Origin of the sequence: Pedococcus sp. 2YAF34 (genome assembly GCF_052114585.1) — a bacterium.
Classification (GTDB): domain Bacteria; phylum Actinomycetota; class Actinomycetes; order Actinomycetales; family Dermatophilaceae; genus Pedococcus.
Window position 1 is genome coordinate 37,276 of the sequence record NZ_JBFRFA010000008.1, and the last position, 21,875, is coordinate 59,150.

The following is a 21,875-nucleotide window of genomic DNA, read 5'->3' on the forward strand; positions in this document are numbered from 1 at the left end:
GCTCAGGCGGTGGGGGCCTTGAGGAGCGCGTCGTAGCCGGGCTTGACCACGCCGTCGATGATGGCGAGGCGCTCGTCGAACGGGATGAACGCCGACTTCATGGCGTTGATGGTGACCCAGCGAAGGTCGTCCATGGTCCAGCCCGCCTCGTCGACGAGCAGCCCCATCTCCCGCGACATCGACGTGCCGCTCATGAGGCGGTTGTCGGTGTTGACCGTGACCCGGAAGCGCAGCCGCTTCAGCAGCGTGATCGGGTGCAGCGCAACGGACTCCGCTGCACCGGTCTGGACGTTGCTGCTCGGGCACATCTCCAGCGGGATACGGGTGTCACGCACGTAGGCAGCGAGCAGGCCGAGGTAGATGTCCTCGCGGTCAGCGGCGAGGGCCTTGGCGGGGTCGGCCGCGAACGGCCGGTCGTTGACGAGGATGTCGTCGACGATGCGCACGCCGTGGCCGAGCCGGTCGGCGCCGCACCACTGGATCGCCTCCCAGATGCTCGGCAGCCCGAACGCCTCACCGGCGTGGATCGTGAAGTGGGCGTTCTCGCGGCGGAGGTACTCGAACGCGTCGAGGTGACGGGTGGGAGGGAAGCCAGCCTCCGCCCCGGCGATGTCGAACCCGGCGACGCCCTGGTCGCGGTAGCGGACGGCGAGCTCGGCGATCTCGGTGCTCTTGGCGGCGTGGCGCATGGCCGTCAGCAGGGCGGTGACCCGGATGGGCGTGCCGACGGCAGCCGCCTCCTTCTCGCCCTGGCGGAAACCCTCGTTGACGGCCTCGACGACGTCCTCGAGCGCCAGGCCGGCCTGCAGGTGCTGCTCGGGGGCGTAGCGGCTCTCGGCGTAGACGACGCCGTCGGCTGCCAGGTCGAGGACGCACTCCTTGGCGACGCGACGCAGCCCGTCGGCCGTCTGCATCACGGCGAGGGTGTGGTCGAACGTCTCGAGGTAGCGCTCCAGGGAGCCCGAGTCCGCGCTCTCGCGGAACCACGTGCCGAGGCTCTCCGCGTCGGTGGCCGGCAACCCGCCGTACCTGACCTCGTCGGCGATCTCGACGATCGTCTGCGGACGCAGCCCACCGTCGAGGTGGTCGTGCAGGAGCGCCTTGGGGGCGCGCAGGATCTGGTCCTCGACCGACCCCGGCTCGGGCGCGGTCGTCGAAGTGGTGTCGCTCTTGTCCTTGCGGCCGAAGATCATTCGTCCTCCTCCTCGCGCCCGACGGTCTCCGGGGAGAACGCCGGGAGGCACACCGCGACGTACTCGGCACCTTCGGACCCGGTCGAGTAGCGGATCCGCTCCCCCGCCCGGGTGACCACGCTCTGGCCGGCCTCGACGCGCAGCCGGCCGCCGTCGTGGTCGAGCAGGACCGCGCCGGCGAGGACGAGGGTGATCTCGTCGAACTGCGGCGTCTGGAACGGCTCGGTCCAGTCGGCCGGAGCCTTCATGTGGGCGACGGAGACCGCCTCGGAACCGGTGTTGACCCGGCCGACGTGCTCGTCGATGACCTTGCCCCCGGGGACGGGGATGGTCGTGGGCGTCGTGATCAGCTCTGGCACGGCCCCACCCTAGGAGATCTTCTCGATGACGAGGGGCAGCAGGTCCGGCCGGCTGCCCTCCGGGGCGATGGTGAACGCACCGTCGAGGGACTCCAGCGCCCGCTCGAACCGCTCGGGGGTGTCGGTGTGCAGGGTCAGCAGCTTCTCGCCGGCACGTACGGTGGCGCCGGGCTTGGCGTGCATCTCGACACCGGCGCCGGCCTGCACCGGGTCCTCCTTGCGTGCGCGACCCGCGCCGAGGCGCCAGGCGGCCACGCCGACCTTGAGGGCGTCGAGCTCGGTCAGCACCCCGTCGGCCGGGACCAGCACCTCGTGGGTCTCCTTGGCCACCGGCAGCTCGGCGTCCGGGTCACCGCCCTGCGCGCGGATCATCGACTTCCAAGCATCCATGGCCCGCCCGTCCTTGAGCGCGTCGGCAGGGTCGACGTCGTCGCGTCCGGCTGCGGCCAGCATCTCCCGGGCGAGGGCCAGGGTGAGCTCGACGACGTCCTCGGGCCCACCACCGGCGAGCACCTCGACCGACTCGCGCACCTCGAGGGCGTTGCCGGCAGTGAGGCCGAGCGGCACCTGCATGTTGGTCAGGAGGGCGACGGTGTTGACGCCGGCGTCGGTGCCCAGGTCGACCATGGTGCGGGCGAGCTCGCGGGCGTCCTCGACCGTCTTCATGAACGCGCCGCTGCCGACCTTCACGTCGAGCACCAGCGCGCCCGTGCCCTCGGCGATCTTCTTGCTCATGATCGAGGAGGCGATGAGTGGGATCGCCTCGACGGTGCCGGTGACGTCACGGAGGGCGTAGAGCTTCTTGTCGGCCGGGGCCAGCCCGTCGCCGGCGGCGCAGATGACCGCGCCGACGTCCTCGAGCTGGCGCATCATCTCGTCGTTGCTCAGGGCCGCGCGCCAGCCGGGCACCGACTCGAGCTTGTCGAGCGTGCCTCCGGTGTGGCCGAGGCCGCGGCCAGACAGCTGTGGCACCGCGACGCCGCAGGCGGCAACGAGCGGGGCCAGCGGCAGGGTGATCTTGTCGCCGACGCCCCCGGTCGAGTGCTTGTCGGCGGTCGGGCGCGACAGCGACGAGAAGTTCATGCGCTCACCGCTGGCGATCATGGCCGCGGTCCAGCGGGAGATCTCGCGACGGTCCATGCCGTTGAGCAGGATCGCCATGGCCAGGCTCGACATCTGCTCGTCGGCGACCGCACCACGGGTGTACGCGTCGATCACCCAGTCGATCTGGGCGTCGGACAGCTCCCCGCGCCCCCGCTTGGTGATGATGACGTCCACGGCATCGAAGCGCTCACTCATGCGCTCATCGTGTCAGATCCGGGCCTGTCCCCGGCACGGGGCGAGAACTGCTGCTTGCGGCTCAATTCGCCCCGATCCCAGCCCCCGCGGGGCGATTCCTGCACCTTCCGGCGCAACTCGCCCTCAGCCGCGGCCGAGGAAATGGAGCCGCCACTCGTCGCTGGTGACACGCGCCCGTACGCCGCGTGCCCGCAACGCGGCCACGACCCGGTCCAGGGTGCGCTCGGGCTCGCGGTAGACGCCCTTGGACAGGACGACGACGATGCGCCAGCCGTCGAGGTCGAGCTCCTCGCGCCGCTCCACGTCCCGCTCCCACTGCCGCTGCGACTCCGCGTGCTGGCGACCGTCGTACTCCACGGCGACTCGCAGCTCCGGCCACGACAGGTCGTACCGGCGCAACCACCGCCCCCACTCGTCGCACTCGATGTGGTTGACCGCCGGCTCCGGCAGCCCGGCGAGCACGAGCAGCATCCGCAGGCGCGACTCCATCGGCGAGTCCACCCCGGCCCGGACGAAACCCGCCGCCCGGCGAGCAAGGCGCGCGTGCCGGCCGCGCAGCCGCGCGGCAACGGCGACGAGGCGCTCCGGGGAGGTGCGGCCGCGCCGTACCAGGGAGTCGCCGAGGACCACGAGGTCGACCAGGTCGAGCTCCGCGGTGAGGTCCACGAAGGTGTCCTCCGCCGTCGTGACCGGTACGCCGCGCACCAGCGCGTGCGGCCGTCGCCCCCTTCGCACGCGCGCGTCCACGCCGGGCAGGCGCAGCTGGCCGGCCGGCATGCGCAGGTGCACGCGCGTGTCGTGGGGCACGACGGCACCGAGCAGGACCGCGGCCGTAGCGCGGGCGGCCACGGATCCCGTAGGGGCGAGGCGCAGGGCGGCCAGCGCTCGCACGCGGGCATCGAGCTCGACGCCAGCGCTGACGTAGGTGCCGCGCAGGACCCGCTGCACGCGAGGGCCGCGCAGGGCCTTGTCGGTCAACCCGGCCGCGAGCGCCTCGGACCGGGTGAAGACCAGTGGTAAGGACCCCCATACGCACAGCGTTCCCGACGCGACCGACCCGCCGGTGCCGCTGTAGGCGCGTTCGGCCCGCGGGCGGGGCGGGCGGCGCCAGGACCCGGGGGTCAGGTGGGTGGGGCGGCGATCGAGAGGTTGTCGGGGCCGAACGCCTGGGGCAGCACCTCGGTCATCGGCAGCACCCCTTCGGGCGTCAGCAGCAGGCAGGTGGGCCCACCGTGCTCCCACAGCAGCTGGCGGCAGCGACCGCACGGCATGAGGGGCTCGCCGTCGCGGCCGACGCAGGACACCGCGACGAGGCGCCCGCCGCCGGTGGCGACGAGCTCGGACACCATGCCGCACTCGGCGCACAGGGCCACGCCGTAGGCGGCGTTCTCCACGTTGCACCCCACGACGACGCGGCCGTCGTCGACGATGCCCGCGACGCCAACCGGGAAGCGGGAGTACGGCGCGTACGCCTTGCCCATCACCTCGACCGCCCGGGCGCGCAGGGCGTCCCAGTCGACCTCGGAGGTGTGGCGCGCGTCCTGCTCCGCGCTGTGCCCCTCCCCTGCTGCCACTAGTGGCCCTCGCCCTTGCGGTAGATCTGCCCGTCGGCGGCGGGCATGCGCAGGCGCTGGGAGGCGAAGGCGAGCACGAGCAGGGTGGTGACGTACGGCGTCGTGCCGGTGAGCTCTGCGGGCACGGCGTCGGCGGCGAGGTACCACCAGCCGACGAGCACCCCGACGACGACCGCGAGGACGCCTTGGACGGTGCGGTGGTTGCGCACGACCTGCCAGATCCCGATCGCCACGAGCAGCACCGCGAACAGCAGGAGGAAGGCGTGGACGTTGCCGCCACCGCGCAGCTGGACCGCGTCGGTGTAGCCGAAGAGGCCGGCGCCGGCGAGCAGGCCACCGGGTCGCCAGTTGCCGAAGATCATGGCGGCGAGGCCGATGTAGCCACGGCCGCCGGTCTGGCCGTCGCGGTAGATGTTGGCCGCGACGATGGCGAGGAAGCCACCGCCGAGACCCGCCAGGCCACCGGAGATGAGCACGGCGAGGAACTTGTAGCGCAGCACGTGGACGCCGAGCGACTCCGCGGCCACCGGGGACTCGCCGACCGAGCGCAGGCGCAGGCCGAACGACGTGCGCCACAGCACCCACCACGTGCCGACGAACAGCAGCACGGCGATGACCGTCAGCACCGACAGGTTGGTGCAGACGGCGCGCACGATCGCGGCGAGGTCGCTGACGAAGAACCAGTGCTTGCGCTCCAGGGTGCCGAGGCCGTCGGAGACGCCGGGCAGGGTGAAGTCGGGCAGCGGGTCGATGGTCGGCGACTGGGTGGGGCCGCCACCGGGCTTGCCGGTGAAGAACCGCACCGAGAGGTACTTGGCGATGCCGAGGCCGATGATGTTGATGGCGACACCCGAGACGATGTGGTCGACGCCGAACGTCACCGTGGCCACCGCGTGGATCAGGCCACCGAGCATGCCCATCACGATCGCGCCGACGACACCCGCCCACGGGCCCCACTGGTAGCCGCAGAAGCCCGCCCCCCAGGTGCCGAGGATCATCATGCCCTCGAGCCCGATGTTGACCACGCCCGCGCGCTCGGACCACAGGCCGCCGAGGCCGGCGAGGCCGATCGGCACCGCGAGCCCGATCGCGGCGGCGAGGGCGCCCGAGGAGGCGATGTCGCTGGCGCCGCTGACGACGCGCAGGATGGCGATGACGGCCACCGCACCGACGGCGACGACGGCCCACTCGCGCAGGCCCAGGCGTCGCCGCGTGCGCGGCCGGTCGGTCACGGTCGTGGTGCCGATCTCGAGTCCGGCGGCGCTCATGCCGGGGCTCCTTCCGTGGCGGCGGTCGAGTGTCGCTGGGCGGCCAGCTCCCGGGCCACCCGCTGCTGCTCGAGCCTGATGTCGGTGCGCCGGATCAGCTCGTAGGCGATGACGACCGCGAAGAGGATCACGCCCTGGATGATGAAGACGATCTCCTGGGCCACGCCGACGCCGATCTGCAGGGCGTTGGACTGGATGTCCAGGAAGGCCCAGAGCAGCGAGGCGACGGCGATGCCGATCGGGTTGTTGCGCCCGAGCAGGGCGATGCCGATGCCGGCGAAGCCGAGCCCCGACTGGATCGTGGTGCCGTAGTTGTGGTCCTGGCCGAACAGCTGCGGCATGCCCACGAGCCCCGCCAGCGCCCCGGACGCGACCATCGCGGTCATCACCATCCGGGGCACGTTGACGCCGCTGGCCACGGCTGCGGTCTCGGAGCGGCCGGTGGCGCGCAGGTCGAACCCGAACCGCGTCTTGCCCAGCACGAACCAGTAGAGCACCCCCACGATGACGGCGAGCACCACGAGCGTGAACACGCGGTTGGTGGCGCCGGGGATCAGCTTGAGGCCCTCGAGCTGCGAGGACTCGGGGATGGTCTTGGTCTCGGTGATGTTGCTGCCCTCGGAACGTTGGGCGACCTTCGCGAACAACCAGCTCACGACACCGGTGGCGATGGCGTTGAGCATGATCGTCGAGATCACCTCGGAGACGCCGCGCCTCACCTTGAGGTATGCCGCGATGCCGGCCCAGAGGCCGGCCGCCACCATCGCGACGACGATGGCGACGAGCACGTTGAACACGCCCGGCAGCCAGGCCTGGCCCGCGAACACGGCGGCGGCAAAGACGCCGACGCGGTACTGGCCGTCGACGCCGATGTTGAACAGGTTCATCCGGAAGCCGACCGCCACCGCGACCGCCGACAGGTAGAACACCGTCGCGGCGTTGACGATCTGCACCGTCTGGCGCGGCTTCGGGACGTGCAGGATCGTCTTCCACACCTCCAGGACCGGGTCACCGAACAGGGTGAGCACCAACGAGGTGATGACGAACGCCACCAGGAGGGCGAGCACCGGGGCCGCCAGGGCGAGGCCGATCCGGCGCGGGCTGAGGCGGTTCATCGGGTCTGCTCCTTCTCGCCGGCGCCCGTCATGGCGGCGCCGAGGTCCTCGGCGGTCACCTGGTCGGGGTCGAAGTCGCCGGACAGCTGGCCGCGCAGGATGACGCGGATGGTGTCGGACAGGCCGATGAGCTCCTCGAGGTCGGCCGAGATCAACAGCACCGCGAGTCCCTCCCGCCGGGCTGCACGGATGTGGTCCCAGATCGAGGCCTGGGCGCCGACGTCGACGCCACGCGTCGGGTGGGCCGCGACGAGCACCTTCGGCGAGTGGCTCATCTCGCGCCCGATGATGAGCTTCTGCTGGTTGCCACCGGACAGCGATCCGGCGGTGACGAAGATCGACGGGGTGCGGACGTCGTACTCCTTGACGATCCGCTCCGTGTCGGCCTTGGCCGAGGCGGCGTCGATGAGCTGGCCCTTGACGTTGGGCTTCTCGGTCTGGTGGCCGAGGATGCGGTTCTCCCACAGCGGCGCCTCGAGCAGCAGGCCGTGGCGGTGCCGGTCCTCGGGGATGTAGCCGACGCCGGCCTCGCGGATGTCGCGGGTGCCCCAGTCGGAGATGTCGCGGTCGCCGAGGAACACGCGCCCCGAGGTGGGCTCACGCATCCCCATGATGACCTCGACGAGCTCGGCCTGGCCGTTGCCCTCGACGCCGGCGATGCCGAGCACCTCCCCGGCGTGGATGGTCAGGGAGATGCCGTCGAGGACCGGCCGGCCGCCTCCTCCCCCGCCGAGGACGAGGTCCTCGACGCGCAGCAGGACACGGTCGGTGACCGTGGACTCCTCGGTGGTGGGCGAGGGCAGCTCGGACCCGACCATGAGCTCGGCGAGCTGCCGGGCGTTGACGGTGGACGGGTCGACCGTGTCGATCGTGGTGCCGCGCCGGATGACGGTGATCGAGTCGGCGACCTTGAGGACCTCGTCGAGCTTGTGGGAGATGAACAGGACGGTCACGCCCTCGTCCTTGAGGTCCGCGAGCTGGCCGAACAGCTCGTCGACCTCCTGCGGCACGAGGACTGCGGTGGGCTCGTCGAGGATGAGGGTCCTGGCGCCGCGGTAGAGGACCTTGAGGATCTCGATGCGCTGGCGCGCGCCCACGCCCAGGTCGCCCACGAGGGCGTCGGGGTCGATGCCGAGCTTGTAGGTGTCGGAGATCCGCTGGATCTCGTGGCGGGCGGCGTCACCGATGCCGTGGAGCTTCTCGGCGCCGAGGACGACGTTCTCGAGGACGGAGAAGTTGTCGGCGAGCATGAAGTGCTGGAACACCATGCCGATGCCGGCGGCGATGGCGTCCGACGGCGAGTGCAGGTTGACGACGTTGCCGTCGACCTTGATCGTCCCCTCGTCGGGGCGCTGCACGCCGTACAGGATCTTCATGAGGGTCGACTTGCCGGCGCCGTTCTCCCCGACGATCGCGTGGACGGTCCCCCGGCGCACCGAGAAGGTGACGTCCTTGTTGGCGACCACGCCGGGGAAGCGCTTGGTGATGCCCTCGAGCTCGACGGCCGGGGTTCCCGAGGCGGTGGTCTGCGTCAGCGGTGGGGAGGCAGTGATGGCGACACTCCTGGTCCGGGCCCGCGTCGGTGCGGGCGGTTCGGCGCATGGGCGGGCATACCGGGCGCGCGGGTCGGGGACGGCTGGGCCGTGGTGCGGCAGACGCACACGGCCCGGGTCAGACGCTACCGCGCCGCCCGGGCCGTGAACGACCACCATGTGGTTGATCGGGGTTGATCAGGGGGTGGTGGGCACCTTGATCTTGCCGTCGATGATCTGCTGCTTGTAGTCGTCGAGCTTGGTCTTGATGTCGTCGACCTGGCCACCGGTGGTGGCGTAGTCCACGCCGCCGGCCTTGAGGTCGTAGACGTTGTTGCCCGTCAGCTCCTTGCCGTCCGCAGCCGACTTGATGAAGTCGTAGACCGCGACGTCGACCTTCTTGATCATCGAGGTCATGATGACGGGGCGGACGTCCGCGGGCGCCGTGAGCGCCTGGTCGGAGTCGACACCGATGGCGAGCTTGCCGGCCGCCTTGGCCGCCGTGAAGACGCCGCCGCCGGAGCCACCAGCAGCGTGGTAGACGATGTCCGCCCCGCCCTGGTACATGCCCTCGGCCGCGGTCTTGCCCTTGGCCGGGTCACCGAAGCCACCGAAGTCCGGCGGCTGGGTGAGGTACTGGCTGTCGACCTTGATGTTGGGGTTGACGGCCTTGGCGCCCGCGATGTAGCCGGCCTCGAACTTCTTGATGAGCGGCACGTTGACGCCACCGACGAAGCCGATGTGGCCCGCCTTGGACTTCAGCGCGGCAGCTGCACCGACGAGGAAGGAGCCCTCGTTCTCGGCGAAGGTGATCTGGTCGACGTTGGCGCCCTTGGAGTCGGGGGACGCGTCGTCGACGATCGCGAAGTGGACGTCGGGGTTGTCCTTGGCGGCCTTGCCCACGGAGGCGGCGTAGGCGAAGCCCACCGCGACGACGTGGGTGTAGCCCGCGTCGATCAGCTGCTGGAGGCGCTCCTCGCGAGCGGCCTCGTTCTCGCCGTTGACGGCTGCGGCTTCCTTGATCTGCACGCCCAGCTCGGACTTCGCCTTGTCGAGGCCGGCGGCGGCGGAGTCGTTGAACGACTGGTCACCGCGTCCACCCACGTCGTAGGCCATGCCGACCTTGATGTCGCTCTTCTTGCTCGAGCTCGAGCTGGAGCTCGAGCCGCTGGAGCTGGGCTTGTCCGAGCCCGAGTCACCGCACGCGGCGAGCGTCAGTGCTGCCACCGACACGACCGCTGCAACCTTCATCGTGTGACGCAAGGCTGTCTCCTGTTCTTTGGTCTGCGAGGCGCAGTGCTGCGCCACTAGGGCGTGAGGATAGCCGCAAGAACTGCGCGGATTTAGGGCCTTCGGTCACACATCTTGCAAACCGTTACCGATCCGCGACTGTCCGTTCTGCCACGGCTTTGACCACTCCGGCCACCACCGCACCGGCCAGCAGCCGGGCGCCCTGGACGACCGAGCCCTCGTCGACGACGAGGTCACCCTGGTGCAGGTCGTAGGTGTGCCCGCCGGGGCTGCGGGTCCCGAGCCGGGCCATCGCACCGGGCACCTCGCGCAGGTACCAGGCGAAGTCCTCGCCCCCGAGCGACTGTGGCGTCCCCACGGGGCTGAGCCCCATACCCTCCGCCGCGTGGCGCAGGACCTCGATCGCCTCCGCGTCGTTGACCACCGGGGGCACGCCCTGGATGTGCTCGAGGACGGCCGTGACCGCGTACGGCGCCACAACGTGGTCGACCGCCTCGGCGAGCAGGGGGCCCACGGTGCTCCACGCGGTGGCGTCGAGCATGCGCAGCGTGCCGGAGGCGGTGCCGCTGGAGGGGATGACGTTGGCTGCCTGGCCCGCGTGCACCTCTCCCCAGACCAGCGCGAAGGCCGTCCGCGGGTCGAGGCGTCGGGACAGGACGGCGGGGAGCTCGGTGACGACCTTGGCGAGCGCGAAGGTGAGGTCCTCGGTCAGGTGGGGGCGGCTGGTGTGGCCGCCGCGCCCGCTCAGGTGGACCACGACCCGGTCGGCCGCCGCGGTGATGGCGCCGTCGCGGAGGCCGACGCTGCCCACGTCGAGGCTGGGGTCGCAGTGGACCGCGAAGACGGCGTCGACACCGTCGAGGGCGCCCGCGGCGACGAGCTCCACGGCCCCACCCGGGATGACCTCCTCCGCGGGCTGGAACAGCAGCCGCACCGCGACGCCGCGCTCGCGCAGCCGGTCCTCGTGGGCCTTGAGGGCCAGCGCCGCACCGACCGCGGCACTGACGTGCACGTCGTGGCCGCAGGCGTGGCAGATGCCCTCGGTCGTCGAGGCCCAGGCGAGCCCGGTGCGCTCGCCGACGGGCAGGGCGTCGAGGTCGGCGCGCAGGGCGACGCGGTAGGCGGGCTGCTCCGCACCGAGGTCGGCGACGAGCCCGGTCACCGGCAGGCGCTGGGTGCGGATCCCGGCCGCCTGCAGCCTCGCGTCGACGAGCGCGGTGGTCCGGACCTCGCCGCGGGACAGCTCGGGGTGGGCGTGCAGGTCCCGCTGCAGGTCCTGGAGCTCGGGGGCGAGGGCGTCGATGGTGAGGCCGAGGTCGGAAAGCAGCAGGTGGTCGCTCATGTCACGGCGCACTCTACTCGCGCGCCCCCGTCCGACCCCGCCGGTCGCCGCCCGGCGTCAGAAGGTCTCGCGCGGGACGTAGAGGCCCCAGACGTCGCGCAGCGCGTGGCTGATCTCGCCGCCCGTGGCGCGCAGGCGCAGGGCCTCCTTCATCGCGTAGAGCACGTTGTCGGTGCCGCGCGCCGCCTCACGGACCGCCTCGAGGGCGCGCTCCACGGCCTCGTTGTCGCGCTCGGCCCGGAGCGCGGCGAGGCGCTCGCGCTGGTCGTGCTCGATCTGGGGGTCGACGCGCAGGGGCTCGTAGGGCTCCTCCTCGTCGAGGGCGAACCGGTTGAGGCCCACGACGGTGCGCTCCTTGCTGTCGATCTCGAGGGCGATGCGGTAGGCGGAGCGCTCGATCTCGGACTTCTGGAACCCCTGCTCGATCGCGGCGACCGCTCCCCCGCGGTCCTCGACGGCCTGGATGAGCTCGAGCGCGGCTGCCTCGACGTCGTCGGTCATCGACTCGACGACGTAGGAGCCGGCGAACGGGTCGACGGTCTTGGTCACATCCGTCTCGTAGGCGATGACCTGCTGGGTGCGCAGGGCGAGGCGGGCGGCCTTCTGGGTCGGCAGCGCGATGGCCTCGTCGAAGGAGTTGGTGTGCAGCGACTGGGTGCCGCCGAGGACGGCGCCGAGCCCCTGGAGCGCGACTCGCACGAGGTTGACCTCGGGCTGCTGGGCGGTGAGCTGGACCCCGGCGGTCTGGGTGTGGAACCGCAGCATCTCGCTCTTGGGGTTCTTCGCGCCGAACTCCTCGCGCATGATCCGGGCCCAGATGCGCCGGGCCGCCCGGAACTTCGCGACCTCCTCGAGCAGGGTCGTCCGCGCGACGAAGAAGAAGGACAGCCGCGGCGCGAAGTCGTCGACGTCGAGCCCTGCAGCGAGGGCGGCGCGCACGTACTCCTTCGCGTTGGCGAGGGTGAAGGCGATCTCCTGCGCGGGCGTCGCTCCGGCCTCTGCCATGTGGTAGCCGCTGATGGAGATGGTATTCCAGCGCGGCATCTCCTTGGCGCAGTAGGCGAAGATGTCGCTGATGAGCCGCAGCGACTCCTTCGGCGGGTAGATGTAGGTGCCGCGGGCGATGTACTCCTTGAGCACGTCGTTCTGGATCGTGCCGGCGAGCGCGGCCGGGTCGGCGCCGTTCTCCTCGGCGACGAGCTGGTACATGAGCAGCAGCGTGGAGGCCGGGGCGTTGATCGTCATCGAGGTCGACAGCTCGCCGAGCGGCAGGCCGCCGAACAGCGTCCGCATGTCGTCGATGGAGTCAATCGCGACACCGACCTTGCCGACCTCGCCGCTGGCGATGGCCTCGTCGGAGTCGTAGCCCATCTGGGTCGGCAGGTCGAAGGCGACGGACAGTCCGCCGGTGCCGTTGGCGACGAGCTCGTGGTAGCGCTCGTTGCTCTCCTTGGCGGTGCCGAACCCGGCGTACTGGCGCATCGTCCACGGGCGCCCGGTGTACATGTTCGGGTAGACGCCGCGGGTGTACGGGTACTGTCCCGGGGCGCCGAGCTGCTCGGCCGGGTCGAAGCCCCGGAGGTCGTCCGCGCCGTAAACGGCCTTGATCGGGAGGTCGGACTCGGAGCGTGCTTCGGGGACGTCAGCGGGCATGGGGGCCACGATAGTGAGCCGGTACGCCGCGCGAGCACCGTGCGTGGCCGACCTCACCGTGGGGTGGGTCACGCGGTCAGTGGCCGAGCTCCGCGCGACGCCGGTCCCACCGCTCCGAGAGCTGCTGCATCTCCTCGGTGACGAACTCGAGGAACGCCACGCTCAACGCCAGCCGCGCACCGGCGCCCGACCCGGCTCCCCCGACCTGCTCGACCCCCTCGCGCAGGGTCTGCGTCAGCGGCGCGTAGGTGGACGAGGAGCTCATCATCACGTCGTGCCAGGCGTCGTCGGCCACGACGTAGACGTCGCGACGGCTGCCGGGCTCGCGCTCCCGGTGGATCATCCGCATCTGCTGCAGCGCGCGCACCGCTCCGGAGACCGAGGCCGGGCTCACCGCGAGCGCCTCCCCGATCTCGGCCGCGGTCATGCGTCCGTCCTCGTCGGCGAGCAGGCAGGCGAACACGCGCGAGGGGAGCCGCTGCATACCGGCTGCGGTGAGCTCGGAGCCGAACCGCTCCACGAACCGCTCCCGCCCGGTGCGGCTCTCGTCCTCCGGCTGCCGCGCGCTCACCATGACGATTACTTTAGACCATTCAGAATCTTCTGAAGACTGCGTACACTCGAGGCCATGGCAGCTGTCCTCGAGGCCACCGGCCTGCGCAAGACCTTCGGCTCCACCGTCGCGCTCGACGGACTCGACCTCACCGTCCACGAGGGTGAGGTGCACGGCTTCCTCGGGCCCAACGGGTCGGGCAAGTCGACCACCATCCGCATCCTGCTCGGGCTGCTGCGCGCGGACGCCGGCACGGTGACCCTGCTCGGCCGCGACCCGTGGCGCGACGCCACCGAGCTGCACCGGCAGCTGGCCTACGTGCCGGGCGACGTCGTGCTGTGGCCCAACCTCACCGGCGGCGAGGTCATCGACCTGCTCGGCCGGCTGCGCGGCGGCGTCGACACCGGACGCCGCGACGAGCTGCTCCGGCTCTTCGAGCTCGACCCGACGAAGAAGGGCCGGTCCTACTCCAAGGGCAACCGGCAGAAGGTCGCCCTCGTGGCCGCCCTCGCGAGCAACGTCCCGCTGCTCGTCCTCGACGAGCCGACCTCGGGGCTCGACCCCCTCATGGAGAAGGTGTTCGAGGGGCAGGTCGCTCAGGCCCGGGCCCAGGGGCGCACGGTGCTGCTCTCGAGCCACATCCTGTCGGAGGTCGAGGCCACCGCCGACCGGGTCAGCATCGTGCGCGCCGGGCGGATCGTCGACTCCGGGACCCTCGCCGACCTGCGCCACCTCACCCGCACGAGCGTCACCGCGACCTTGGGACACACCCCCGACCTCGCCGACGCCCGCGCCTGGCCGGGGGTCTCCAGCGCCCGGCTCGACCGCGACCGCCTCGTGCTGTCGGTCGAGTCGAGCTCCGTGGGCGACGTGGTCGGGCGGCTCGGCGGCCACGGCATCCTCGCCCTGACGTGCCAGCCCCCGACGCTGGAGGAGCTGTTCCTCTCGCAGTACCGCGACGACCTCGCCACCCCGTCCCCCGTGGGCGAGGAGGTCAGGGCGTGAGCACCTTCGCGGGCACCTGGCCGCTGCTGCGCCTGGCCTGGCGACGCGACCGGTGGGTGGTCATCGCCAGCGTGGCGGCCCTGGTGCTCACGGCCTACTCGTCGATGGCGGCCACCCTGGAGCTCTACCCCACCGACGCCGAGGCGGCCGCCGGGGCGCGGGTCATGGCCGACAACCCCTCGATCACGGCGCTCTACGGACCGCTCCCCTCACTCACCGCGGCCGCGGTCGGGGTGCTCAAGACGATCATGCTGGGCAGCCTCTTCACCGCCTTCCTGGCCTTCGCGCTGGTGCGCCGGCACACCCGCACGGAGGAGGAAGAGGGACGGTTCGAGCTCGTCGCCGGCGGCGTGGTCGGGCGACGCGCCCCGCTCGCGGCCGCCGTGCTGCTCGCCACGGCAGCAGTGCTGGCCACCGGCGGGCTGTCGGCCCTGAGCCTCGTCGGGACCGGCGTCGACGCCACCGGTTCGGTGGCCCTCGGGGTCGTGGAGGTCGTCGCCGGCCTGGTCATGGTGGGGATCACCGCGGTCGCCTGCCAGCTCACCTCGACCGCGCGAGGAGCCGGCGGCATCGCCCTCACGACCCTGCTGCTGGCCTTCGTCGTCCGGGCCGTCGCCGACACCTCCGGCGGCACCACGAACCCCTCCGGCGGAGCCGACCTGGCCTACGCGTCGTTCCTCGGCTGGGCCGAGCGGGTGAGCCCGTTCGGGGAGAACCGGCTGTGGCTGGTGCTCCCGGCCGTGGCGACGATGGCGGCCCTGCTCGTCGTCGCCGACCTCCTGCTGCAGCGCCGCGACCTCGGCTCGGGGTTGTGGGCCGCGCGCCCCGGGCCCTCCCGCGCGTCCTCCGCGCTCGGGTCGCCACTGGGACTGGCGTGGCGGCTGCACCGCGGCGCCCTCCTCGGCTGGACCACCGGCTACGCCGTGCTCGGCCTGGTCATCGGCAGCATCGCCCGGTCCGTGGACGAGATCGCCAGCAGCCCGGGCATCGAGGAGATGTTCCGCAAGATGAGCGGGGGGCACGGCAGCCTGCTCGAGGTCTTCTTCGGCACGGAGATCCGGTTCCTCGCCGTCGGCGCCGCCGCCTTCGGGATCGCGACCGCGCTGCGGCTGCGCTCGGAGGAGGCCGGCGGACGCGCAGAGGTCGCGCTCGCGACCAGGGTCAGCCGCTGGCGCTGGCTGACCAGCCACGTGCTCGTCGCCGTCCTGGGGTCCCTCTGGCTGCTCGTCGTCATGGGCCTCAGCGCAGGCCTGTCCGGCGGGGCGGTGAGCGAGGTGGGCGTCGCCGAGGTGCTCCCTGCAGCGGTGGCCACCGCCCCTGCCGTGCTGGTCTGCGTCGCCCTGACGGTGCTGTTGTTCGGCCTCGTCCCCCTGTGGACGCCGGCGGCCTGGGGCCTGCTCGCGGCGTTCGTCCTCATCGGCGAGCTGGGTCCGCTCGTCAGCCTGCCGGGCTGGGCGATGGGCCTGTCGCCGTTCGACCACCTGGGCAGCCTCCCCGGCGGGGACGCCGACGCCGCGGGACTCGCGGGGCTCCTCCTGGTGACCCTGCTCGCCGGCGCGGCCGGGTATGCCGCGTTCCGGCACCGCGACCTCGTGACCTGACCGAGCTCACCACCCCACCGAAGTCCGGGACCTCGGCGCATGACGTCGCCCTTCCCCCGAAGTCCGGGACCTCGGCGCATGACGGTGCCCTTCCCCCGAAGTCCGGGACCTCGGCGGGGCGGCTGGGCTCAGGTGAGGTCGGTGCGGCGCTGGACGTGGAGCTGCTCGACGACGCCCTTGACGTCCTGCGCGCGCTCCCTGGACATGACCAGCAGCGCGTCGGGGGTGTCGACGACGACGACGTCCTCCACCCCGACCAGGGCGACCAGCCTCCCGCTCGCGGGGACGACGACACCCGTGGAGTCGACGAGCCGCACCTGGGAGGCGTCCCCGAGGACCTGCACCCCCGGCATACCGACCGCGTCCTCGAGCAGCGACCCAAGGGAGGCGAAGTCGCCCACGTCGTCCCAGCCGAACCCGCCGGGCACGACCGCGACGCGGCCCTGCGCAGCCGCAGGCTCGGCGACCGCGTGGTCGATGGCGATCTTCTCGAGCCCGGGCCACACCTGCTCCAGCCGCGTGGGGTCGGCCGCGAGCGCGCGCAGACCGGCCGCGAGCTCGGGGTGCCACTCGGCGAGCAGGTCGAGCAGGACCCGTGCCCTGACGACGAACATGCCTGCGTTCCAACGGAACCGGCCGGTGGCGAGGTAGGTCCGCGCCCGCTCGCGGTCCGGCTTCTCCACGAACTGGCTGACTGCGTGGGCCGGACCGGCGCCCAGGGGTTCACCCAGCTCGATGTAGCCGAAACCCGTTGCGGGATGGGTGGGCTCGATCCCGATGGTGACCACGTGGCCGTCGGCCGCGGCAGCCACCGCGGCGGTGACGCACTCGCGGAACGCCTCCTCGTCGCCGATGACGTGGTCGGCCGCGAAGGACCCGAGGACAGCCTCGGGGTCGCGCGCCTCAAGGACGGCCGCGGCCCAGCCGATCGCGGCCATCGAGTCGCGCGGCGAGGGCTCTGCGAGGAGCTGGTCGGCGGGCAGGCCGGGGAGCTGCTCACGGACCGCGTCCACGTGAGCGGCCCCGGTGACCACGAGCACCTGCGAACCCGTCAGCGGCGTGAGCCGGTCCCAGGTGGCCTGCAGCAGCGAACGGCCCGAGCCGGTGAGGTCGTGCAGGAACTTCGGCGAGCGCTGCCGCGACAGCGGCCACAACCGGGTCCCCGCTCCACCGGCCGGGATGACTGCCCAGAAGTGCTCGTGCGCGCTGGTCCCGGACGTGGTCGGGGCCGCACCCTCGGGGCGCGTGGCAGGACTCGACATGGCGCGAACGCTAGCCGACGCACCTCGTGGTCACGTCCCGCTCACCTGACACACCCCGCGACGTCACGGCCTCCACACCGGGTCCGCACAGGCTGGTCCCGTGCGCGTCGCCATGGTCACCGAGTCCTTCCTCCCCAGCGTCAACGGCGTCACCACCAGCGTGTGCCGGGTGCTGGAGTGCCTGCGCGACCGCGGTCACGACGCGGTGGTCCTCGCCCCCCGACCGGCTCCGGAGCAGTGGGCCGGGTACCCGGTGCTTGGCCTCACGTCCGTCCCCGTGCGCCAGTTCGCGGTGGGGCTGCCCAGCGGCGAGGTGGAGGCGGCGCTCACCGCCTTCCACCCCGACGTCGTCCACGTCGCCTCGCCGTTCGTCCTCGGCGCCGCCGCGCTCACGGCGACGGCCAGGCGGGGGATCCCGTCGGTCGCGGTCTACCAGACCGACGTACCCAGCTACCTGGCCCAGCACGCGCCCGGACCGGTCGGGCGCGGGGCCGCCCGTGCGGCGTGGCGGTGGGTACGGCACGTGCACGGCCTCGCCGACCGCACGCTGGCCCCCTCCTCCGCAGCCCTGGCCGAGCTCGCGCTGCACGACGTGCCCCGTACGGCGCTGTGGACCCGCGGCGTGGACGCCGCCGCGTTCCACCCGTCGTGGCGGGCGGACGCAGGCACCCGCGCGCTGCGGCGCGCGCTCGCGCCCGACGGCCAGGTCCTGGTCGGCTACGTGGGACGGCTGGCACCCGAGAAGGAGCTGCACCGGCTCGCCGCCCTCCGCACGGTGCCGGGGACCCGGGTCGTGGTCGTGGGCGACGGACCCAGCCGCGCCGACGACCGGGCCCTGCTCACGGCGGCAGGGCTCGACGTCGTGTTCCTCGGCCGGCGTGACGGCGACGACCTCGCGCGGGCGTATGCGGCGCTCGACGTGTTCGTCCACACCGGGACCCGTGAGACGTTCGGCCAGACCCTGCAGGAGGCCGCCGCGTCGGGGCTCCCCGTCGTCGCACCGGCACGCGGCGGGCCGCTCGACCTGGTCGACCACAGCCGCACCGGACTGCTCTTCGATCCGGACTCGCCCGACGGCCTGCGCGACGCCGTGGCGCACCTCGCCGGCGACCGGGCCAAGCGCGAGGCTCTCGGTCGCGCGGGACGGGAGCAGGTGGAGCACCGCTCGTGGTCCGGCGTCACCGACGAGCTCCTCGACCACTACGACTCGGTCCGCACGACGCGCGCCGCCGCCCGCTGAGGTCGCCGGCGGCGCTGGGTACCCGCCGGTAACCCGGCTTGTCTGGTTTCTCACAGGAGGCCCGCGCGCGGCCGACCTGCGGCGACAGATAACCTGACGGACGAAGAACGGCCATCGACGCTCTGCGCGACTCGCCGTGACCGAACTCCTGCTTCGAAAGGGACGCGCAGTGGCGCAGGCAGCCAACGGGACCCTCTACCGCGGCCGCGAAGGCATGTGGACGTGGGTGGCCCACCGCATCAGCGGCGTACTGATCTTCCTCTTCCTCTTCGCGCACGTGCTCGACACGGCGCTGGTGCGGGTCTCCCCCGACGCCTACAACGAGGTCATGAGCGCCTACAAGAACCCAGTGGTCGGGCTCGCGGAGGCCGGCCTCGTCGCTGCCGTGATCTTCCACGCGCTCAACGGCCTTCGCATCATCGCGGTCGACTTCTGGGCCAAGGGCCCGAGGTACCAGCGCCAGATGTTCTGGGCCGTGGCCATCGGCTTCGTGGTGCTCTTCGCGCCGTTCGCGATCCGCCACCTGACCGTCGTCTTCACGCACTGAGAGGCTGATGATGAGCGCCACCACCAGCGAGACCAACTACCACGCCGGTCCGGACGCGGTCTCCGCGAAGACCTCGCGCTACCGCCGGGTCTCCAAGGGCCGCGGCAACTTCGAGCTCTGGTCCTGGGTCTTCATGCGCGGCAGCGGTGTCCTGCTGCTCGTGCTGGTCTTCGGCCACCTGTTCGTCAACCTCATGCTCGGCGAGGGCATCCACGGCGTCGACTTCGCCTTCGTCGCCGGCAAGTGGGCCAGCCCGTTCTGGCAGACCTGGGACCTGCTGATGCTGTGGCTCGCCGAGGTCCACGGCTTCAACGGCGTCCGCACGATCATCAACGACTACACCGAGAAGGACAGCACGCGCTGGGTGCTCAAGGGCCTGCTCGTCGCGAGCGCCGTCCTGGTGCTGGTGCTCGGCACGCTGGTCATCTTCACCTTCGACCCGTGCGTCGACCCCTCGTCCACGCTCTCCGTGTGCACCGGACGATGACCTCCCTGCAAAACCGAAGGAACCAACCCTGATGCAGACGCACAAGTACGACGTCGTCATCGTCGGAGCCGGCGGCGCCGGCATGCGCGCGGCGCTCGAGTCCTCGACCCGCACGCGTACCGCGGTGCTCACCAAGCTCTACCCCACCCGGTCCCACACCGGCGCGGCCCAGGGCGGCATGTGCGCAGCCCTCGCCAACGTCGAGGAGGACAACTGGGAGTGGCACACCTTCGACACCGTCAAGGGTGGCGACTACCTCGTCGACCAGGACGCTGCGGAGATCATGTGCCGTGAGGCGATCGACGCCGTGATCGACCTCGAGAAGATGGGCCTGCCGTTCAACCGCACGCCCGAGGGCAAGATCGACCAGCGCCGCTTCGGTGGGCACACGCGCAACCACGGTGAGGCCGCGGTCCGCCGCTCGTGCTTCGCCGCGGACCGCACCGGCCACATGATCCTGCAGACGCTCTACCAGAACTGCGTGAAGCAGGGCGTGGAGTTCTTCAACGAGTTCTACGTCCTCGACCTGCTCATGAACACCGGCGCCGACGGCGTCGAGCACGCGGCCGGCGTCGTCGCCTACGAGCTCGCGACCGGCGAGATCCACGTGTTCCAGGCCAAGTCCGTGGTCTTCGCGACCGGTGGCACCGGCAAGGTCTTCAAGACGACGTCCAACGCCCACACCCTCACCGGTGACGGCATGGGTGTCGCCTTCCGCCGCGGCATCCCGCTGGAGGACATGGAGTTCTTCCAGTTCCACCCGACAGGCCTCGCCGGGCTCGGCATCCTGCTGTCCGAGGCAGCCCGTGGTGAGGGCGGCATCCTGCGCAATGCCGACGGTGAGCGCTTCATGGAGCGCTACGCTCCCACCATCAAGGACCTCGCACCGCGCGACATCGTCGCCCGCTCGATGGCCAACGAGGTGCGCGAGGGCCGCGGCGCGGGTCCCAACAAGGACTACGTGCTGCTCGACCTGACCCACCTCGAGCCGGCGCACATCGACGCCAAGCTCCCCGACATCACCGAGTTCGCGCGCACCTACCTCGGCGTCGAGCCCTACACCGAGCCGGTGCCGGTCTACCCGACCGCCCACTACGCCATGGGTGGCGTGCCGACCAACGTCGAGACCGAGGTGCTGCGCAACAACACCGACGTCGTCCCCGGCCTCTACGCCGCCGGCGAGGTCGCCTGCGTGTCGGTGCACGGCTCCAACCGCCTGGGCACCAACAGCCTGCTCGACATCAACGTGTTCGGCCGCCGCGCCGGCATCGCCGCCGCGGAGTACGCCGCGAACGCCGCCTGGGTGGAGCTGCCCTCCAACCCCGCCTCGCTGGTCGACGGCATGGTCGAGGGCATCCGCGGCCGCGAGAGCGGCGAGCGCGTGGCGGACCTGCGCCGCGAGCTGCAGGAGACCATGGACCGCAACGTCCAGGTGTTCCGCACCGAGGGCTCCATGAAGGAGGCGCTCGGCGTCATCGACGAGCTCAAGGAGCGCTACGCCAACGTCGTGGTGCAGGACAAGGGCCGTCGCTACAACACCGACCTGCTCGAGGCGGTCGAGCTCGGGTTCCTCATCGAGCTCGCCGAGGTCATCACCCTCGGCGCCCTGGCGCGCAAGGAGTCGCGTGGCGGCCACTTCCGCGAGGACTACGAGGCCCGCGACGACGTGAACTTCATGCGGCACACCATGGCCTACCGCGCCCCGCTCGCCGGTGAGGGTTTCGGGGCCGAGTCGGCGCTGTTCGCCGACGAGGTGCGCCTCGACTACAAGCCCGTGACCGTGACCCGCTACCAGCCGATGGAGCGCAAGTACTGATGACCGCCACCGTGGAAGCCAAGACCGAGGGGACCGAGGGCAAGGTCGGCGCCGTCCCGACGTTCACCGTGACCCTCCGCATCGCGCGCTACGACCCCGAGGTCGACAGCGAGCAGCACTGGGAGAGCTACCAGGTCACCGCGCACGCCACCGACCGCGTGCTCGACGCCCTGCACCAGATCAAGTGGGAGCAGGACGGCTCGTTGTCGTTCCGTCGCTCCTGCGCCCACGGCGTCTGCGGCTCGGACGCCATGCGCATCAACGGCAAGAACCGGCTCGCCTGCAAGACGCTCATCAAGGACGTCAACCCGGACAAGCCCATCACCGTCGAGCCGATCAAGGGCCTTCCCGTCGAGAAGGACCTCATCGTCGACATGGAGCCGTTCTTCGACGCCTACCGCGAGGTGATGCCGTTCCTCATCACCACGGGCAACGAGCCCACCCGCGAGCGGATCCAGAGCCAGCAGGACCGCGACCGCTTCGACGACACGACCAAGTGCATCCTGTGCGCCGCGTGCACCACGAGCTGCCCGGTGTTCTGGAACGACGGCCAGTACTTCGGCCCGGCCGCGATCGTCAACGCGCACCGCTTCATCTTCGACAGCCGTGACGAGGGTGGCAGCCAGCGCCTCGAGGTGCTCAACGACAAGGAAGGCGTGTGGCGCTGCCGCACCACCTTCAACTGCACCGACGCCTGCCCGCGTGGCATCCAGGTGACGCAGGCGATCCAAGAGGTCAAGAGAGCCCTCCTGACCAGCCGCTTCTGAGGCACACTTCT

The 21,875-nt window shown here is 71.5% G+C and carries 20 protein-coding genes; 7 read left to right on the plus strand and 13 right to left on the minus strand.

Going from position 1 to position 21,875, the window contains the following annotated elements:
* Positions 1-2: 2 nt before the first annotated feature.
* The 12 genes from AB4Z02_RS06475 to AB4Z02_RS06530 all read right to left on the minus strand — a co-directional run bounded on the left by AB4Z02_RS06475 (position 3) and on the right by AB4Z02_RS06530 (position 13,160).
* Positions 3-1,193 (minus strand): adenosine deaminase, encoded by a 1,191-nt coding sequence (locus AB4Z02_RS06475; protein ID WP_441970075.1) that lies wholly within the window; start codon positions 1,191-1,193, stop codon positions 3-5.
* Positions 1,190-1,552 (minus strand): cupin domain-containing protein, encoded by a 363-nt coding sequence (locus AB4Z02_RS06480; RefSeq protein ID WP_056882487.1) that lies wholly within the window; start codon positions 1,550-1,552, stop codon positions 1,190-1,192. Before AB4Z02_RS06480 ends, AB4Z02_RS06475 begins: the two co-directional genes overlap by 4 nt.
* Positions 1,553-1,561: 9 nt before the next feature.
* Positions 1,562-2,851: a thymidine phosphorylase gene (locus AB4Z02_RS06485; RefSeq protein ID WP_441970076.1), complete on the minus strand. Its 1,290-nt coding sequence runs from the start codon at positions 2,849-2,851 to the stop codon at positions 1,562-1,564.
* Positions 2,852-2,974: 123 nt separating this feature from the next.
* Positions 2,975-3,829, minus strand: coding sequence for a DUF559 domain-containing protein (locus AB4Z02_RS06490; RefSeq protein WP_441970077.1), 855 nt, complete (start codon positions 3,827-3,829; stop codon positions 2,975-2,977).
* A gap of 143 nt (positions 3,830-3,972) precedes the next feature.
* Positions 3,973-4,425 carry a cytidine deaminase gene (locus AB4Z02_RS06495; RefSeq protein WP_082590051.1) on the minus strand — a complete coding sequence of 151 codons (453 nt, stop codon included), beginning with the start codon at positions 4,423-4,425 and terminating at the stop codon, positions 3,973-3,975.
* The gene (locus AB4Z02_RS06500; RefSeq protein ID WP_441970078.1) at positions 4,425-5,693 is read right to left on the minus strand and encodes an ABC transporter permease; all 1,269 of its coding nucleotides are present in this window, start codon (positions 5,691-5,693) and stop codon (positions 4,425-4,427) included. The genes AB4Z02_RS06495 and AB4Z02_RS06500 overlap by 1 nt, the downstream gene beginning before the upstream one ends.
* Positions 5,690-6,808: an ABC transporter permease gene (locus AB4Z02_RS06505; protein WP_056882483.1), complete on the minus strand. Its 1,119-nt coding sequence runs from the start codon at positions 6,806-6,808 to the stop codon at positions 5,690-5,692. The genes AB4Z02_RS06500 and AB4Z02_RS06505 overlap by 4 nt, the downstream gene beginning before the upstream one ends.
* Positions 6,805-8,469, minus strand: a complete 1,665-nt coding sequence (locus tag AB4Z02_RS06510; RefSeq protein WP_235531323.1) for an ABC transporter ATP-binding protein — start codon at positions 8,467-8,469, stop codon at positions 6,805-6,807. Before AB4Z02_RS06510 ends, AB4Z02_RS06505 begins: the two co-directional genes overlap by 4 nt.
* 69 nt (positions 8,470-8,538) lie before the next feature.
* Entirely contained in the window at positions 8,539-9,591 is a 1,053-nt protein-coding gene (locus AB4Z02_RS06515) for a BMP family lipoprotein (protein ID WP_235531322.1), read from the minus strand.
* A 124-nt stretch (positions 9,592-9,715) separates the two neighbouring features.
* On the minus strand, positions 9,716-10,933 hold the full coding sequence (locus AB4Z02_RS06520; RefSeq protein ID WP_056882481.1) for an amidohydrolase: 1,218 nt from the start codon (positions 10,931-10,933) through the stop codon (positions 9,716-9,718).
* A 57-nt stretch (positions 10,934-10,990) separates the two neighbouring features.
* Positions 10,991-12,586: an acyl-CoA mutase large subunit family protein gene (locus AB4Z02_RS06525; protein ID WP_056882480.1), complete on the minus strand. Its 1,596-nt coding sequence runs from the start codon at positions 12,584-12,586 to the stop codon at positions 10,991-10,993.
* Positions 12,587-12,662: 76 nt separating this feature from the next.
* A complete protein-coding gene (locus tag AB4Z02_RS06530; RefSeq protein ID WP_056882479.1) occupies positions 12,663-13,160 on the minus strand; it encodes a GbsR/MarR family transcriptional regulator in 498 nt (165 codons plus the stop codon).
* 54 nt (positions 13,161-13,214) lie between these two features.
* Here AB4Z02_RS06530 and AB4Z02_RS06535 point away from each other — a divergent pair, with 54 nt between their 5' ends.
* The gene (locus AB4Z02_RS06535; RefSeq protein ID WP_441970079.1) at positions 13,215-14,144 is read left to right on the plus strand and encodes an ATP-binding cassette domain-containing protein; all 930 of its coding nucleotides are present in this window, start codon (positions 13,215-13,217) and stop codon (positions 14,142-14,144) included.
* Positions 14,141-15,745 carry an ABC transporter permease gene (locus AB4Z02_RS06540; RefSeq protein ID WP_056882477.1) on the plus strand — a complete coding sequence of 535 codons (1,605 nt, stop codon included), beginning with the start codon at positions 14,141-14,143 and terminating at the stop codon, positions 15,743-15,745. Before AB4Z02_RS06535 ends, AB4Z02_RS06540 begins: the two co-directional genes overlap by 4 nt.
* Before the next feature lie 128 nt (positions 15,746-15,873).
* On the opposite strand, the gene AB4Z02_RS06545 is transcribed toward AB4Z02_RS06540, so the two are convergent.
* On the minus strand, positions 15,874-17,007 hold the full coding sequence (locus AB4Z02_RS06545) for a mannose-1-phosphate guanylyltransferase (RefSeq protein WP_056882476.1): 1,134 nt from the start codon (positions 17,005-17,007) through the stop codon (positions 15,874-15,876).
* A 100-nt stretch (positions 17,008-17,107) separates the two neighbouring features.
* Between AB4Z02_RS06545 and AB4Z02_RS06550 the strand changes: the two genes are divergently transcribed.
* The 5 genes from AB4Z02_RS06550 to AB4Z02_RS06570 all read left to right on the plus strand — a co-directional run bounded on the left by AB4Z02_RS06550 (position 17,108) and on the right by AB4Z02_RS06570 (position 21,864).
* Positions 17,108-18,247, plus strand: a complete 1,140-nt coding sequence (locus AB4Z02_RS06550; protein ID WP_441970080.1) for a glycosyltransferase family 4 protein — start codon at positions 17,108-17,110, stop codon at positions 18,245-18,247.
* A 169-nt stretch (positions 18,248-18,416) separates the two neighbouring features.
* The gene (gene sdhC, locus AB4Z02_RS06555) at positions 18,417-18,794 is read left to right on the plus strand and encodes a succinate dehydrogenase, cytochrome b556 subunit (RefSeq protein ID WP_082590045.1); all 378 of its coding nucleotides are present in this window, start codon (positions 18,417-18,419) and stop codon (positions 18,792-18,794) included.
* A gap of 10 nt (positions 18,795-18,804) precedes the next feature.
* Positions 18,805-19,281: a succinate dehydrogenase hydrophobic membrane anchor subunit gene (locus AB4Z02_RS06560; RefSeq protein WP_082590116.1), complete on the plus strand. Its 477-nt coding sequence runs from the start codon at positions 18,805-18,807 to the stop codon at positions 19,279-19,281.
* A 31-nt stretch (positions 19,282-19,312) separates the two neighbouring features.
* Positions 19,313-21,097: a succinate dehydrogenase flavoprotein subunit gene (gene sdhA, locus AB4Z02_RS06565; RefSeq protein ID WP_056882475.1), complete on the plus strand. Its 1,785-nt coding sequence runs from the start codon at positions 19,313-19,315 to the stop codon at positions 21,095-21,097.
* Positions 21,097-21,864, plus strand: a complete 768-nt coding sequence (locus AB4Z02_RS06570) for a succinate dehydrogenase iron-sulfur subunit (RefSeq protein ID WP_056882474.1) — start codon at positions 21,097-21,099, stop codon at positions 21,862-21,864. Before sdhA ends, AB4Z02_RS06570 begins: the two co-directional genes overlap by 1 nt.
* Positions 21,865-21,875: the final 11 nt, after the last annotated feature.

Coding starts and splice junctions, on each gene's coding strand:
- AB4Z02_RS06475 (WP_441970075.1), bottom strand. CDS start 1,193: ATGATCTTCGGCCGCAAGGACAAGAGCGACACCACTTCGACGACCGCG.
- AB4Z02_RS06485 (WP_441970076.1), bottom strand. CDS start 2,851: ATGAGTGAGCGCTTCGATGCCGTGGACGTCATCATCACCAAGCGGGGG.
- AB4Z02_RS06500 (WP_441970078.1), bottom strand. CDS start 5,693: ATGAGCGCCGCCGGACTCGAGATCGGCACCACGACCGTGACCGACCGG.
- AB4Z02_RS06505 (WP_056882483.1), bottom strand. CDS start 6,808: ATGAACCGCCTCAGCCCGCGCCGGATCGGCCTCGCCCTGGCGGCCCCG.
- AB4Z02_RS06515 (WP_235531322.1), bottom strand. CDS start 9,591: ATGAAGGTTGCAGCGGTCGTGTCGGTGGCAGCACTGACGCTCGCCGCG.
- AB4Z02_RS06520 (WP_056882481.1), bottom strand. CDS start 10,933: ATGAGCGACCACCTGCTGCTTTCCGACCTCGGCCTCACCATCGACGCC.
- AB4Z02_RS06525 (WP_056882480.1), bottom strand. CDS start 12,586: ATGCCCGCTGACGTCCCCGAAGCACGCTCCGAGTCCGACCTCCCGATC.
- AB4Z02_RS06530 (WP_056882479.1), bottom strand. CDS start 13,160: ATGGTGAGCGCGCGGCAGCCGGAGGACGAGAGCCGCACCGGGCGGGAG.
- AB4Z02_RS06535 (WP_441970079.1), top strand. CDS start 13,215: ATGGCAGCTGTCCTCGAGGCCACCGGCCTGCGCAAGACCTTCGGCTCC.
- AB4Z02_RS06545 (WP_056882476.1), bottom strand. CDS start 17,007: ATGTCGAGTCCTGCCACGCGCCCCGAGGGTGCGGCCCCGACCACGTCC.
- AB4Z02_RS06560 (WP_082590116.1), top strand. CDS start 18,805: ATGAGCGCCACCACCAGCGAGACCAACTACCACGCCGGTCCGGACGCG.
- sdhA (WP_056882475.1), top strand. CDS start 19,313: ATGCAGACGCACAAGTACGACGTCGTCATCGTCGGAGCCGGCGGCGCC.
- AB4Z02_RS06570 (WP_056882474.1), top strand. CDS start 21,097: ATGACCGCCACCGTGGAAGCCAAGACCGAGGGGACCGAGGGCAAGGTC.